Genomic DNA, 12,383 nt, shown 5'->3' on the forward strand with positions numbered 1-12,383 from the left:
GCGAACAGGGGAACATCATGCACAAGTCCATCGCCATCCTGCCGCTGCTGGCCATCAGCGCTCCCGCATATGCCGGCGAGGAGCCGCTCTACCAGCCCGCCCCGGCGTGGGTGGAGGAAAGCGACGTGCCAGCGGTGATTTCCGAGGGCGGCACGTCCACGCTGCTCTACGACTGGCAGCACCGGCTGGAGGACGGCGTGGCCTGGGCCTACCTCGACTGGGCGCAGCGGATCGACAATCCGCAGTCGCTGATGCAGCTGAACACGCAGACCCTGCAATGGCTGCCGGACAAGGGCGATCTTGTCATCCACCGCATGGAAATCCATCGCGGCGACGAAGTTATCGACCTGCTGGAGCAGGGCGTGACGTTCGACGTCCTGCGGCGCGAGCAGGGGCTGGAGCAGCGCCTGCTCGACGGCAGCCTGACCGCGACGGTTTCCGTGCCCGGCCTGCGCGAAGGCGACGTGCTGCGCATTGCCCATACCGTGTCCACCGACGACCAGGCCCTTGGCGATGAAGTGCAGGCCACGCAGTTCCTGCCGACGGCCCCGTGGCAGGTCGGCACCGCGCGGGCGGTGATGAGCTGGCCCGCGGACGAGGAAATCTACTGGGACGTGGAGGACAAGGTTGCGCTGTCCGAGCCCGAATTGCGCAACGGATATCGCTACATCAGCGTCGATCTGCCGCTTGCCGAGCCCGACCCGCTGCCGCTCGACGCGCCCCCGCGCTATCGCCGTCCGTCCATCCTGCGGGCAGGCAGTTTTGCCGACTGGCAGGAAGTCTCTGCCGTCATGGCCCCGCATTTCGATGCCGCCGCGCAGCTTTCTGCCGATTCGCCGGTCGCCGCCCAGGCGCGCGACATCATGCAGCAGACCGACGATCCGCTCGCCCGCGCCGCGCTGGCCGTGCGGCTGGTGCAGGACGAGGTCAGTTACCTTCTGAACGGTCTCGACGGAGGCAATTACCTGCCGCAGTCTGCCGACGAGACCTGGGATGTGCGCTACGGCGACTGCAAGGCGAAGACCGTGCTTCTCCTCGCCTTGTTGCGCGAAATGGATATCGATGCGGAGCCGGTGCTCGTCAGCACGGTGATGGGTGATGCCGTGCCCGAACTGTTGCCGCTGCCCGCTGCCTTCAACCACGTGATCGTGCACACGGTGATAGACGGCACCGAATACTGGCTGGACGGGACAAGCTCCGCCACCCGGCTAGCCACCATCGCCGACGTCCCGCCCTTCCACTATGCCTTGCCCTTGCGCGAGGGTGGGGCCGAACTGGTGGAAATGACCCAGCGCGACCTCGCCGTGCCGCAGATGCGGGCAGATATCGCGGTGGATCATTCCGCCGGCATCGATTTCCCGGCCCTGATGACGGTCAGGCTTAGTTTCGTCGGGCCCCAGGCCGCGCAGATGCAAGCGGTCGTGGATGCCGACAATCCGGCAATGCTGCGCCAGATGGCGCAGTCCTTCGCCGGATCCGGCGATTCCTCCATGTATGTCAGCTCCCTCGATATCGCCTATGACGAGGACGAGGCGGTCGCGACGATGGTGGTGAGGGGCATCACCCCGCCTCAGTTTCAGTGGATAGACGGTCGACTGCGGTCCGATGTCGATGCCACCGATGGTTTCGAGGGCTTCAATCCCGATCGTGCAAGGCCGGCCTGGCGCGACATTCCGGTGATGACACCGGGCCCGATGCGCCAGACCATGGGAATGAGCATGGTGCTGCCTCAGGGAGGATCGGGCTTCACCCTGCAGGGAGATCCCCAGCTGGAGGCCAGCTTCGGCAACATGCGTGTCACGCGTGAAGCCAGCATCGAGGGAGGCGAACTGCACGCGCTGGCCGAGACGTTCGCGCTGCTGGGCGAGATCGCGCCCGATGAACTGCCGGAAGCGCGCCGCGCTGCCCGTCGCATCGACAACGAAACGCTGGAACTCATCCCTCCCGACAGCGTCACGTGGCGCTGGGAAATGGACGACGCGACGCGGGCTGAGAGCGCCGCGCCCTTGCTGGCGGCCTACCAGGAGGCAATCGACTTCTCCGAGAATAATGATTTCCAGGCGCTGGTCGCCCGCGCACTTTTCCACCAGTCGATCTACGATTTCGAAGCGGCCATGGCCGATCTGGACGTGCTGATCGCGGAACAGCCCTCGGCATGGGCCTTTGCCCAGCGGTCCTGGCTGCATCGCACGCAAGGCGATCGGGAGGCCATGCTGGCCGACATGCGCTCCGCCTACGAGCTCGAACTCGACAACGGCGTCGCCCGTGAAGTGGCCCAGATACTGGCTTACGAAGGCCGCTTCGACGAAGCGCGCGAACTGATGGAATCGCTCGCCGTCGCCGATGACGACATGGTCTGGCACTACTCGATGATGGCCACCATCGCTGCCGCCGAGGGGGAGATGGTCGAGGCGCGGACGTGGATGGACGATGCCGTGGCGCAGGCCCCGCAAAGCCCGGAAGCCCTGAACTCCGATTGCTGGTTCCGCGGCCTCTGGAATGTGGGGCTGGACGATGCCGTGGATGTTTGCACCCGCTCTATCGAGCGGGCCGGCAATGCCGCCGCCGCGCTCGACAGCCGCGCCCTGATCCGTTTTCGCCAAGGCGACTACGAAGGTGCGATAGCCGATCTCGACGGGGCGCTGGCCATTTCGCCCGGACTGGCGGAATCGCACTACCTGCGCGGCATGGCGAAGATGCATGCCGGGCTGGAAGGGGGCGAGGAGGACGTCACCATCGCCCTGCGCATGGCGCCGCACCTGGCCGACTTCTATGAAAGGCACGGGATCGTCGCGCCGCTCTAGCGGCTAGATCAGGCCTTTCGCCCGCAGCGAGACATGGCCCTCGCGCCCGACGATCACGTGATCGTGGACGGTCAGGCCGAGCGGCCTGCCTGCCTCGGCAATGCGCTTGGTAATATGGATGTCGGCACGGCTGGGTTCCGGGTTTCCGCTGGGGTGGTTGTGCACCAGGATCAGCGCGGAGGCACCCAGGTCGAGCCCGCGCTTGATCACTTCGCGCGGGTGGATCGCGGCCTCGTCCACCGTGCCATCCCCGAAATGGTGATCCAGCAACAGCCGGTTGCGCGAATTGAGGTAGAGCACGCGCACACGCTCCGTGTGGAGATGCGCCATGTCTATCGCAAGGTAATCCAGCAGCGACTGCCAGCTGCCCAGCACGGGTTTGTCCTGCACCTCGCTGCGCGCCATCCTGCGGGCGACCAGGGCGGCGATCTTGATCTGGCCAACGCTCGCATCACTGATGCCCTTGACCTGCTTAAGGGCGGCAGGGTCCGCATTCAGCACGCTTGCCAGTGTGCCGAAGCGGGCGAGCAGCGCTTTTGCCAGGGGCTTGGTATCGCCGCGGGCCAGCGCTCCGAACAGGAGATATTCCAGCGCCTCGTAGTCGGCCAGCGCTTCCGCGCCGCCGTGCAGCAGCCGTTCGCGCAGCCGCGCGCGGTGGCCGGCGCCCGTGGAATTGCCTGTAGTTTGAATATCCTGCGCCAAGTGGACCCCATGTCTCCCTAACGTGACGCATTGCCTTTCTCCTCGCTCTCGCGCAAGTGTCGCGGCAGATGGCGCAAGCTCCGCAAGAGACCGGCGAAACACGCCCAAGGGGTCGCAAGCGTCGCATGCTGCGCCGGGCTTTCCGCGTGCTCGTGGTTGTCATGCTGGCGGCGGTTCTGCTCGCCTGGTGGCAGCGCGAACGGATCGCCGACAACTTCATCGCCGATGCCTTTCGCGAACGCGGCGTGCGCGCGACCTATACCATCGAAAGCATTTCTCCCCGCAGGCAGGTGCTGACGGACATCGTCGTGGGCGATCCCGACCGGCCCGATCTGACGGTGGAAAGAGTGGAAGTGCTGATCACCCCCCGGTTCGGCCTGCCCGACGTCACCGAGATTCGCCTCACGAGGCCGCGCCTGTTCGGCACCATTCGCGACGGCAATCCCAGCTTCGGCGAACTCGATCCCTTCATTTTCACGGGTGGTGACGAGCCCTTCGAATTCCCTGCCGTCCTGTTGTCGATCGACGATGGCCGTGCCCTGCTGGAAACCGACTACGGACGGGCGGGTCTGAAGCTTTCCGGCAGTGGTCACCTGCGCGGCGGGTTCGCGGGAGAACTGGCCGTGGTTGCGCCCGATCTTTCCGCCAGCGGCTGCGTGGGCCGGGATGTCACGCTCTACGGCGAAGTGGCTATCGATGCGGAGCGCCCGGAGTTCCATGGCCCGCTGCGCTTCGGCTCGCTCGATTGCGAGGACAGCGGCCTTGCCCTGCGCGACGCAGGTATCGAGCTTGATCTGCAAGCCGAGCGCAACCTCGCCGAATATGAAGGCAGTATCGACTTTGCCGTCGAGTCCCTGACGCTCGCGCAGGTGAGTGGCGCGGTGCGCGGCGATGGACGCTTCACTTGGCACGATGGCGATCTCAACGTCCGTTACGATCTTGCCGCCAGCGATGCCGACACGCCGTTTGCCGCTTTCGGCGAATTGGCGATGGAAGGGCGCGTGCGCGCGCTGGACGGGTTCCAGCGTGTCGAGGTGGAAGGCGAGATCGTGGGCGAGGACCTTCGCATGGGCCCGGAAGTCGACGGCGCGATAGCGGACGCGGCGCAGGCGAGCCGGGGCACCCTGCTAGAGCCACTGCTGAACCGCCTCGGCCTGAACCTTGCCCGAGAACTACGGGGCAGCGCGCTTGGCGCATCCTTCACCGCGCGCCGGCTGGGAGAGCGAACCAGCCTGGTCGTTCCCGAGGCGCGCCTGCGCGGCGGCAGCGGGGCAACGCTCCTTTCGCTCTCGCGCGGAGAGGTCACCATAGGTGCGGAAGGCTTCCCGCGTTTCGCCGGCAACTTCCAGACCGGGGGCAACGGTCTGCCGCTCATCAGCGGCCGGATGGAGCAGGGGGACAACGGCGCGCTCGAGCTGCGCATGGCCATGCGCGAATACACCGCCGGACAGGCCTCGCTCGCGCTGCCCGAAATGCGTGTGTTGCAGGGCGGGAACGGAAACATCGCCCTCAATGGACGCGTTGTGGCCAGCGGTCCGCTTCCGGGCGGCGCGGTCTCCGGGCTGGTCCTCCCCGTCGATGCCATGTGGAGCACGGGCGGGAACCTGGCGCTGTGGAGGGGATGCCGCCAGATCCGGTTCGACAGCCTGGCGCTGGCGAACCTCAGGCTGGATCGCGACACACTGACCGTGTGCCCTCCGTCGGGCCAGCCGATCGTGCGCTACGGGCCTGGGGGATTGCGAGTGGCGGCAGGCTTCGACGCGCTGGACCTGTCGGGCGAGCTTGCCGAAACCCCGATACGCCTGAGTACGGGAGCCGTGGGCGTGGCCTGGCCGGGCACCCTTGCGGCGAGCGACATGGAAGTCGTGCTTGGCCCGCAGGACAATGCCCAGCGTTTCACTATAACCGATCTTCGCGCCGACCTTTCCGCCCAGCGCATCGGCGGCGAATTCACCGGTGCCGATGTCTTTCTTGCCAGCGTGCCTCTCGATATCTTCGATGCTTCTGGCGAGTGGTCCTATGCCGAGGATCGCTTCGTCATCGAGGGCGGCAACCTGCGGGTAGAGGACCGCGAGGAGAACGACCGTTTCGAGCCGCTGATCGCGCAAGGCGCAAGCCTGTCGCTGTTCGACAACCTGATCCAGGCCGATGCGGTTCTTCGCGAGCCTGTCACCCGGCAGGCAATAAGCCGCGTTCGCATTGCCCATGATCTGGGCACGGGGGCCGGCCATGCCGATCTGATCGTGGACGGGTTGACGTTCGGCAACGGGCTGCAACCCGCGCCCACCGCGGCGCAGTGCCTGGGCATCGACGATACCGCGTCGGCGGACCACCGCGGCCTGACGTGCCTCGCGCTGGGCGTCGTCAGCGATGTCGAGGGGACGGTGACAGGAACCGGGCGCATCAACTGGAACGAGAACGAGGTCACCTCGAGCGGCGAGTTCAGCTCGACCTCGCTGGATCTGGCAGCAGCCTTCGGACCAGTGCAGGGGGCCAGCGGAACGGTGGTCTTCACCGACCTTCTCGGCCTCACCACCGCGCCCGATCAGCGCATCCGGATCGCTGCCATCAATCCGGGCGTGGAGGTGTTCGACGGCGAGGTCGCCTTCCAGCTGAGGAACGGCGAAATCCTGACGTTGCAGGGTGGCACATGGCCCTTCATGGGCGGCACCCTCACGCTGCGGCCACTCGATATCCGCATCGGCGTTGAGGAAGTTCGCGCCTATGTCCTGGTGATAGAGGGGCTGGAGGCCTCTCGCTTCGTGGAAAACATGGAACTGGGCAATCTCGCCGCCACCGGCACATTCGACGGGACGGTGCCGATCGTGTTCGATGCCGAGGGCAACGGATCGCTGGAAGGCGGCCTGCTCGTTTCCCGTCCGCCTGGCGGCAATGTGGCCTACGTGGGCGAACTTACCTACGAGGACATGGGCTTCTTCGCCAACTATGCCTTCGCCGCCCTGCGCGATCTTCGATACGACCACATGGAAATCGCCATGAACGGCCCGCTCACTGGCGAACTGGTGACGCAGGTCCGCTTCGAAGGGATCGGGCAGGGCGAGACCGCCGAGAGCAATATCATCACTCGCGCGCTAGACGACCTGCCGATCGAGCTGCGGATCAACATCCGTGCTCCCTTCTACAAGCTGATTACCTCGATCCGCGCGCTTTACGATCCTGCCGCTGTGCGCGATCCGCGCGACCTCGGCCTGCTGACCGTCGATGGCGAACGCCTGCGGGAGGCGATCGATCAGGAGGCCGTGGAAGAGCAGGAGGCGGAGGCGGCGGCCCAAGCCGAGCGCGCTTTGCAGGAAGCCCTAGAAACCAACCAGTCCGATGTTCAGCCCCAGGAAAGCGAGCCTGTGCCATGATCTTTGCGAAATTGACGAATTGCGGCAAGCGCGCGCATAGTCCCCGAATGCGGGGGAAGAGGCGCAAGGTGGCCGCGGTGGTGGCGTTGTCGGGTGCGATCCCGCTCGTCGGGTGCATCACGCTGGAAGCGCCTGACGAACCGATCGTGATAGAACTCAACATCAACATCACGCAGGAAGTTATCTACCGCCTGGCCGAAGACGCCGGCAACACGATTGACGAGAACGCCTCGATTTTCTGACGGGGGGCAGTCGCGAGGAGCAAAATTTATGACAATTGCCAAGACTTTCCTGAAGGTTGCCGGAGCCGCGGCCATGCTGGGCATGCTGGCATCGCCCGCGCAGGCCCAGCGCGATCCGGCCTATCAGGCCGCGCGCGAAGCGGGGCAGGTGGGCGAGAAGATGGACGGCTATCTCGGCATCGTCGGTGCCGCCACGCCTGCACTTCGCGCGATGGTGGACGACATCAACATCCGCCGCCGCGCCGTTTATGCCGAACAGGCCCAGGCCAACAACGCCACTCTGGAGGAATATGCCTTCACCGCCGGCTGCCTCGCCATTTCGCGCACTTCGCCGGGCGAGATGTACCAGGCTCCCGACGGCTCGTGGCAGCAGCGCGGCAGCGGCCCGCCGCAACGCGATCCGCGCTGTCCGTAAGGCGGACTTTTTTCAGTAAAGTGTGAATGATGGCTCCACCAGCCTGACCATCGCGCGTTGAAGTTCTATTCCGGGTTCGGTGAAGGCGAGACCGAGAAAGGCCATTTCAAGCCCGACTGCTATGGGCAGAGTCACCCAATAGACCCGGTGGACCTTTCCCAGCAGGATCCTGTCTCCAATCATGGCCAGGACGAGGAACAGGTTGGTCAAGAGGATGCCGGCCGGAACCGCGTAGAAACCCGGCCCTACCAGTGTGAAGAGGATGCGGAAGATCGCGGCTCCGCTTCCGGTGGCCGCGGCTGCGATAATCAGCCTGCGGTGCTGATCCAGTCGCTTGCGCCTGAGCAGGGCGAGGGTGAGGAAACCCGTGAAAAGGACGAGGTTGGAGAGGATTGTAAGGCTGAAGGCCGCCCAGAACTGATCGCCTTCGTACAGACCGGTCTGCATTCGCACGCTAATGACAAGCAACCCGGTCGCCACCATCAGGATCGCGAGCGGAATTGCGGCCACGCCTAGCCAGCGATGGATTTTCACGGCACCCAGCATCACCAGCGCTGCCTGGATGGATAGCAAGGCGTACCAGGCAAGGAAGCTGATGCCGTGAACGTGGACGGCCGTCGGCAGTTCGCCAGCCGTTCCGCTGTCCAACCAGGGGCCAATGTAGGTGTAGAAGAAACCACAGAAGACGCAGCTCGTGATGAACAGCGCCAGGACGAAATAAAGTAATCGTTCTTTCGTAATCCGTGTCACGCGCGCTCCCCCCGAAGCCGAGACTGGATGCTAGCACGGCGAAGAAGGGGCGCAAGGCGCTGGTCGCAGGCCCAGGGGAACTCGTGCAATGCCTGCATCTGGGATGCTGCATTCGCGAAGATATCGGCAAAACCGACCCCTCCACCGGTTGACTCGCAAACACCCCCCTTCTAAGGGGGCGGCGCCCTCGGCGGGTGGCTTCGTTGCCCTTGTCAATTCCTTCGTTTAGGGGAGCCGACATGAGCGATGAAAAACCCGCACGGGAATCCATCGGTGAGGATGCGCGGATCGACGCGCTCGAGGAGCGGCTGAAAGCCGCGCGCGAGCGGGAAGATCAACGCAACCGGCCGCAAGTCAAAGGCTCCGATGCCAGCTACAAGGCTGGCAACAAGGTGCTGGCGGATCTGCTTGGTGGAATTCTCGGCGGTGCGGTTGTCGGATATGCCATCGGCTGGCTGACCGACACCAATCCCTGGGCCCTGCTGATCGGCCTGTTCCTCGGAATAGTGGTCGCCTTCAGGAATATCATTCGTTCCTCCAGCCAGCCGCCCTCGGGCGACTGACCGGGTAGAAACAAGGGCTTTACAAGACGTGGCAGGCGAAACGGCCAAGGTCGACCCGATGTACCAGTTCACCATCCAGCCGCTGCTGGGTGAGAACATGGACGTCGCCGGTTTCAACATCGCGTTCACCAACTCGGCGCTGTGGATGCTCATCACGGCCGTCGTGCTGTGGGTCTTCATGCTCGGCGGCATGAGGCGCGAGCTGGTGCCCGGTCGCTGGCAGATGATGGTGGAAAGCTTCACCGGTTTCGTTGACGACATGCTGGAAGCCAACGTGGGCAAGGCGGGCCGGAAGTACGTGCCCTACATTTTCAGCCTGTTCATGTTCATCCTGTTCGCCAACCTTCTCGGCCTGCTGCCGCTGGGCCTCGTCGGCATCCACCCCTTTACCTTCACCAGCCACTTCACCGTCACCGGCGTTCTGGCGATCATTTCCTTCTCGATCGTGCTGATCGTCGGTTTCTGGAAGCACGGCTTCCACTTCTTCAGCCTGTTCGTGCCGCACGGTACGCCGTGGCCGATGATTCCGGTCATCTTCCCGATCGAGCTCATCTCCTTCCTCGTGCGCCCCTTCAGCCTCGGCCTGCGACTGTTCGTCGCCATGATGGCCGGCCACGTGCTGCTGGAAGTGCTCTCCAGCTTCGTGATCGACGGCTGGAATGCCGGCGCCGGGTTCGGCCTGCTGGTGGGCGTGCCCAGCTTCCTGCTGATGATCGGCATCTGCGCCCTGGAAATCCTGGTGGCAGGCATCCAGGCCTATGTTTTTGCACTGCTCTCGTCGCTCTACATCAACGACGCCGAGAACCTGCACTAAGTTCGCAATAACTCTCCTCAACGAATTCACTTGAAAGGATAATCTCATGGATATGGAAGCTGCCAAGCTGATCGGTGCCGGTCTTGCTGCTATCGGCGCGGGTATGGCCGCGATCGGTGTGGGTAACGTGTTCGGCTCGTTCCTCGAATCCGCGCTTCGCAACCCGGGCGCCGCAGACGGCCAGCAGGGCCGCCTGTTCATCGGCTTCGCCGCTGCCGAGCTTCTCGGCCTGCTGGCCTTCGTCGTCGCGATGATCCTGATCTTCGTCGCCTGATCGACCTCGACTCCAGTCAGCCGGGCGAACTCGCGTCCGGCTGGCTTCTCGATTTTTAATCTCGCGCAGATAGGCGGAATCCGTCCATGCCCCAGATAGCCCAATTGGCCGAAACCTACGCCAGCCAGATATTCTGGCTGCTGGTCATTTTCGGCTTCGTCTACTTCGTCATCGGTCGCGGCATGGTGCCGCGCGTGATGGACACCGTGGGCCTGCGCGACAAGCAGATCGCCGACGATCTGGCCGCGGCCCAGTCCGCCAGGGATGCCGCTGACGAGGCGGAAGAAGCCTGGCGCCAGCGCGAGAATGCCAACCGCGAGGCGGCGCAGGCGCTGGTGACCGAGGCGAAGTCCAAGGCCCAGGCCTCCAACGAAAGCAAGCTGGCCGAAGTGCAGTCGCGCATCGACACACAGCTTGCGGAAGCGGAGGCGCGCATCGAGGCCAGCCGCGCCGAAGCGGCAGCGGAAATCGAGACCGTCGCTGCGGAAGCGGCGCAGGATATCGCCGCGCGCCTCGCCAACGTGTCCGTAACCCAGAACGCCGCCCGCTCGGCAGTGCAGAAGGCGATGGCCAATGGTTAATCCGACCACCACGCAGGACGTTCCCGAGGTCTTCGCCACCGAAGAGGCGATGATCGAAGTTGCCGACGACCACGGCCAGGCGGGTACGCATGTCGAACCCGAACTGCTGGGTCTGGCACCGTTCCAGTGGGTTTCCATCGCGATGGCCGTGTTGCTGCTGTTCGCATTCCTGGGCGCGAAGGTTCACAGGACCATCGCCGGGGGCCTCGACAACAAGATCGCCGCGATCAAGGCCAACCTCGAGGAAGCCAAGCAGCTGCGCGCCGAAGCCGAGGCCCTGCGAGAGGAATATGCCGCCAAGATCGCCGGTGCCGAGAAGGATGCCGAGGCGATGATCGAGAACGCGCGCCGCGAGGCCGATGGTATCGTGGCGCGGGCTGAGGAAGACACTGCAGCCATGGTCGCCCGCCGCGAACGCATGGCGCAGGACAAGATCGCCTCTGCCGAACGTCAGGCTCTGGCGGACCTTCGCGCACGGGCTGCCGATGCCTCGACCGCGGCTGCCGCGCAGCTGATCGGCCAGAACCACGATGCCGCCGCCGACAAGGTGCTGGCTGACGAAATGATCGCCAAGCTCTGACTATCTGCCCGGGTTGAAAAACGAAGCGCCGCGAACCCAACGGGCTCGCGGCGCTTGTCGTTTGGGCCGCAGTTCGGCGGCTTCTCGTCTAGTTGTCGATCATCGTGACTTGCAGGGTCTGCCCGCGATTGCTCGTCACGGTTTGCGTTTCGCCGACGACCATGGGTTCGTAGGGCCAGCATTCCTCGCCGCGCGGGGCAAAGGCCACGCATAGCGTGTCTTCGCCTTCGAAGCCCCAGACGCCCTCGACCACGGGGCCGCGCCTGGTAACGAGGATTTCCATCTGCCCGCCGGGCTGAAAGTTCACCCGGTTCCCGATCCCGTCCTCCGTCACGATATCGATAGTGCGGCCCTCCAGTTCGCTGGGCCAGCTGGAATAGGGCTCGATCTCGGACTCGGGCACAGGCTCGCCCGTGGCACCAACATAAGGGACGCAGGCGGCAAGGGACGAGGCTGCTGCAAGGGCAGCGAATGGCGCAATTTTCATGTTCTGTCTCCTGTTATTACAAGGGGAAACACTTAGGTCGGCGCCGATGTTCCGAGTTTGCACGAGGCCCGCGATCCGCCGGGTGCGGTGGCAGGCCTTCTTGACTCTTTCCACGAGGCAAGGCGGTGGGTTAGTCTGGCGAAAATGATGGGCGCGCCGGGCGTCGTGAAGGGGAGAAGTGGGAATGCATGTTGCGGTACTTGGCGCGAGCGGGAAGGGCGGCTCCGAAATCGTGAAGGAACTGGCGGCGCGTGGCCATACGGTGACGGGCATCGCTCGCAAGCCTGAGGCGATACCGGAGGCGGACGGCGTAACCGCCAAGGCCGGCGACGCCAGCAACCCGGACGAACTGGCGCCGCTGCTGGAAGGCGCAGATGCCGTGATCAGCGCGATCCATTTCAATGTCTCCTGCGACACGCTGCTGAGCGCGGTGAGACAGGCCGGGGTCGATCGCCTGCTGGTGATGGGCGGCGCGGCCAGTCTGAACGGGCCGGACGGGGTGATGCTCTACGATTCGCCCAATTTTCCGGAAAACCTGAAGCCCATTGTGAAACCGGCGATCACCTTCCTCGAGGAGCTCCGCAAGGAGAAGGAGATCGACTGGACCTTCTTCTCTCCCGCCATGCTCATCTTCGAAGGCGAGCGGCAGGGGCCGGGCAGCTTCCGCCTGGGCGGCGACGATCTGGTGACAGACGCCGAGGGCAACTCGAGGATCAGCTATGCCGACTATGCCATCGCCATGGTCGACGAACTGGAACAGCACCAGCACAGCCGCCAGCGCTTCACCGCCGCCTACTGAG

Annotated in this window: 13 protein-coding genes; 10 read left to right on the forward strand and 3 right to left on the reverse strand. The window is 64.6% G+C overall.

From position 1 onward, the window contains the following. The first annotated feature begins 17 nt into the window (after positions 1-17). Entirely contained in the window at positions 18-2,804 is a 2,787-nt protein-coding gene (locus AAA989_RS13330) for a DUF3857 domain-containing protein (protein ID WP_338244353.1), read from the forward strand. Between the two features lie 3 nt (positions 2,805-2,807). On the opposite strand, the gene radC is transcribed toward AAA989_RS13330, so the two are convergent. Then, entirely contained in the window at positions 2,808-3,506 is a 699-nt protein-coding gene (radC, locus tag AAA989_RS13335; protein WP_338244355.1) for a RadC family protein, read from the reverse strand. A 68-nt stretch (positions 3,507-3,574) separates the two neighbouring features. Between radC and AAA989_RS13340 the strand changes: the two genes are divergently transcribed. Genes AAA989_RS13340 through AAA989_RS13350 form a run of 3 tightly spaced genes read left to right on the forward strand, consistent with a single transcriptional unit; the run spans position 3,575 to position 7,534 of the window. Continuing rightward, positions 3,575-6,877: an intermembrane phospholipid transport protein YdbH family protein gene (locus AAA989_RS13340; RefSeq protein ID WP_338244356.1), complete on the forward strand. Its 3,303-nt coding sequence runs from the start codon at positions 3,575-3,577 to the stop codon at positions 6,875-6,877. Positions 6,878-6,924: 47 nt separating this feature from the next. Further along, on the forward strand, positions 6,925-7,119 hold the full coding sequence (locus AAA989_RS13345; protein WP_338244358.1) for a YnbE family lipoprotein: 195 nt from the start codon (positions 6,925-6,927) through the stop codon (positions 7,117-7,119). Positions 7,120-7,147: 28 nt separating this feature from the next. After that, positions 7,148-7,534, forward strand: a complete 387-nt coding sequence (locus tag AAA989_RS13350; protein WP_338244360.1) for a YdbL family probable chaperone protein — start codon at positions 7,148-7,150, stop codon at positions 7,532-7,534. A 12-nt stretch (positions 7,535-7,546) separates the two neighbouring features. Here AAA989_RS13350 and AAA989_RS13355 read toward each other — a convergent pair whose 3' ends face one another. Next, the gene (locus AAA989_RS13355; protein WP_338244362.1) at positions 7,547-8,284 is read right to left on the reverse strand and encodes a hypothetical protein; all 738 of its coding nucleotides are present in this window, start codon (positions 8,282-8,284) and stop codon (positions 7,547-7,549) included. A gap of 239 nt (positions 8,285-8,523) precedes the next feature. On the opposite strand from AAA989_RS13355, the gene AAA989_RS13360 reads away from it, so the two are divergent. From AAA989_RS13360 to AAA989_RS13380, 5 genes are all read left to right on the forward strand, one after another. Next, positions 8,524-8,847 (forward strand): AtpZ/AtpI family protein, encoded by a 324-nt coding sequence (locus tag AAA989_RS13360; RefSeq protein WP_338244364.1) that lies wholly within the window; start codon positions 8,524-8,526, stop codon positions 8,845-8,847. Positions 8,848-8,875: 28 nt separating this feature from the next. Continuing rightward, positions 8,876-9,661, forward strand: coding sequence for a F0F1 ATP synthase subunit A (locus AAA989_RS13365; RefSeq protein WP_338244366.1), 786 nt, complete (start codon positions 8,876-8,878; stop codon positions 9,659-9,661). 46 nt (positions 9,662-9,707) lie between these two features. Continuing rightward, positions 9,708-9,935: a F0F1 ATP synthase subunit C gene (locus tag AAA989_RS13370; RefSeq protein ID WP_057884388.1), complete on the forward strand. Its 228-nt coding sequence runs from the start codon at positions 9,708-9,710 to the stop codon at positions 9,933-9,935. Between the two features lie 86 nt (positions 9,936-10,021). Beyond that, entirely contained in the window at positions 10,022-10,516 is a 495-nt protein-coding gene (locus tag AAA989_RS13375) for a F0F1 ATP synthase subunit B family protein (protein WP_338244372.1), read from the forward strand. Further along, entirely contained in the window at positions 10,509-11,096 is a 588-nt protein-coding gene (locus tag AAA989_RS13380; protein ID WP_434781447.1) for a F0F1 ATP synthase subunit B, read from the forward strand. Before AAA989_RS13375 ends, AAA989_RS13380 begins: the two co-directional genes overlap by 8 nt. 88 nt (positions 11,097-11,184) lie before the next feature. Here the strand turns inward: AAA989_RS13380 and AAA989_RS13385 are convergent, their stop codons facing one another. Continuing rightward, complete coding sequence (locus AAA989_RS13385; protein WP_338244373.1) at positions 11,185-11,583, reverse strand: hypothetical protein; 399 nt, start codon at positions 11,581-11,583, stop codon at positions 11,185-11,187. 184 nt (positions 11,584-11,767) lie between these two features. On the opposite strand from AAA989_RS13385, the gene AAA989_RS13390 reads away from it, so the two are divergent. Beyond that, complete coding sequence (locus AAA989_RS13390) at positions 11,768-12,382, forward strand: NAD(P)-dependent oxidoreductase (RefSeq protein WP_338244374.1); 615 nt, start codon at positions 11,768-11,770, stop codon at positions 12,380-12,382. Position 12,383: the final 1 nt, after the last annotated feature.

Origin of the sequence: Aurantiacibacter hainanensis (assembly GCF_036321025.1) — a bacterium.
Classification (GTDB): Bacteria; Pseudomonadota; Alphaproteobacteria; order Sphingomonadales; family Sphingomonadaceae; genus Alteraurantiacibacter; species Alteraurantiacibacter hainanensis.

Bases quoted from the DNA above. Each gene is read 5' to 3' on its own strand.
- AAA989_RS13330 (WP_338244353.1), top strand. From the start codon at position 18: ATGCACAAGTCCATCGCCATCCTGCCGCTGCTGGCCATCAGCGCTCCC.
- AAA989_RS13340 (WP_338244356.1), top strand. From the start codon at position 3,575: ATGGCGCAAGCTCCGCAAGAGACCGGCGAAACACGCCCAAGGGGTCGC.
- AAA989_RS13345 (WP_338244358.1), top strand. From the start codon at position 6,925: ATGCGGGGGAAGAGGCGCAAGGTGGCCGCGGTGGTGGCGTTGTCGGGT.
- AAA989_RS13350 (WP_338244360.1), top strand. From the start codon at position 7,148: ATGACAATTGCCAAGACTTTCCTGAAGGTTGCCGGAGCCGCGGCCATG.
- AAA989_RS13360 (WP_338244364.1), top strand. From the start codon at position 8,524: ATGAGCGATGAAAAACCCGCACGGGAATCCATCGGTGAGGATGCGCGG.
- AAA989_RS13370 (WP_057884388.1), top strand. From the start codon at position 9,708: ATGGATATGGAAGCTGCCAAGCTGATCGGTGCCGGTCTTGCTGCTATC.
- AAA989_RS13375 (WP_338244372.1), top strand. From the start codon at position 10,022: ATGCCCCAGATAGCCCAATTGGCCGAAACCTACGCCAGCCAGATATTC.
- AAA989_RS13380 (WP_434781447.1), top strand. From the start codon at position 10,509: ATGGTTAATCCGACCACCACGCAGGACGTTCCCGAGGTCTTCGCCACC.
- AAA989_RS13385 (WP_338244373.1), bottom strand. From the start codon at position 11,583: ATGAAAATTGCGCCATTCGCTGCCCTTGCAGCAGCCTCGTCCCTTGCC.
- AAA989_RS13390 (WP_338244374.1), top strand. From the start codon at position 11,768: ATGCATGTTGCGGTACTTGGCGCGAGCGGGAAGGGCGGCTCCGAAATC.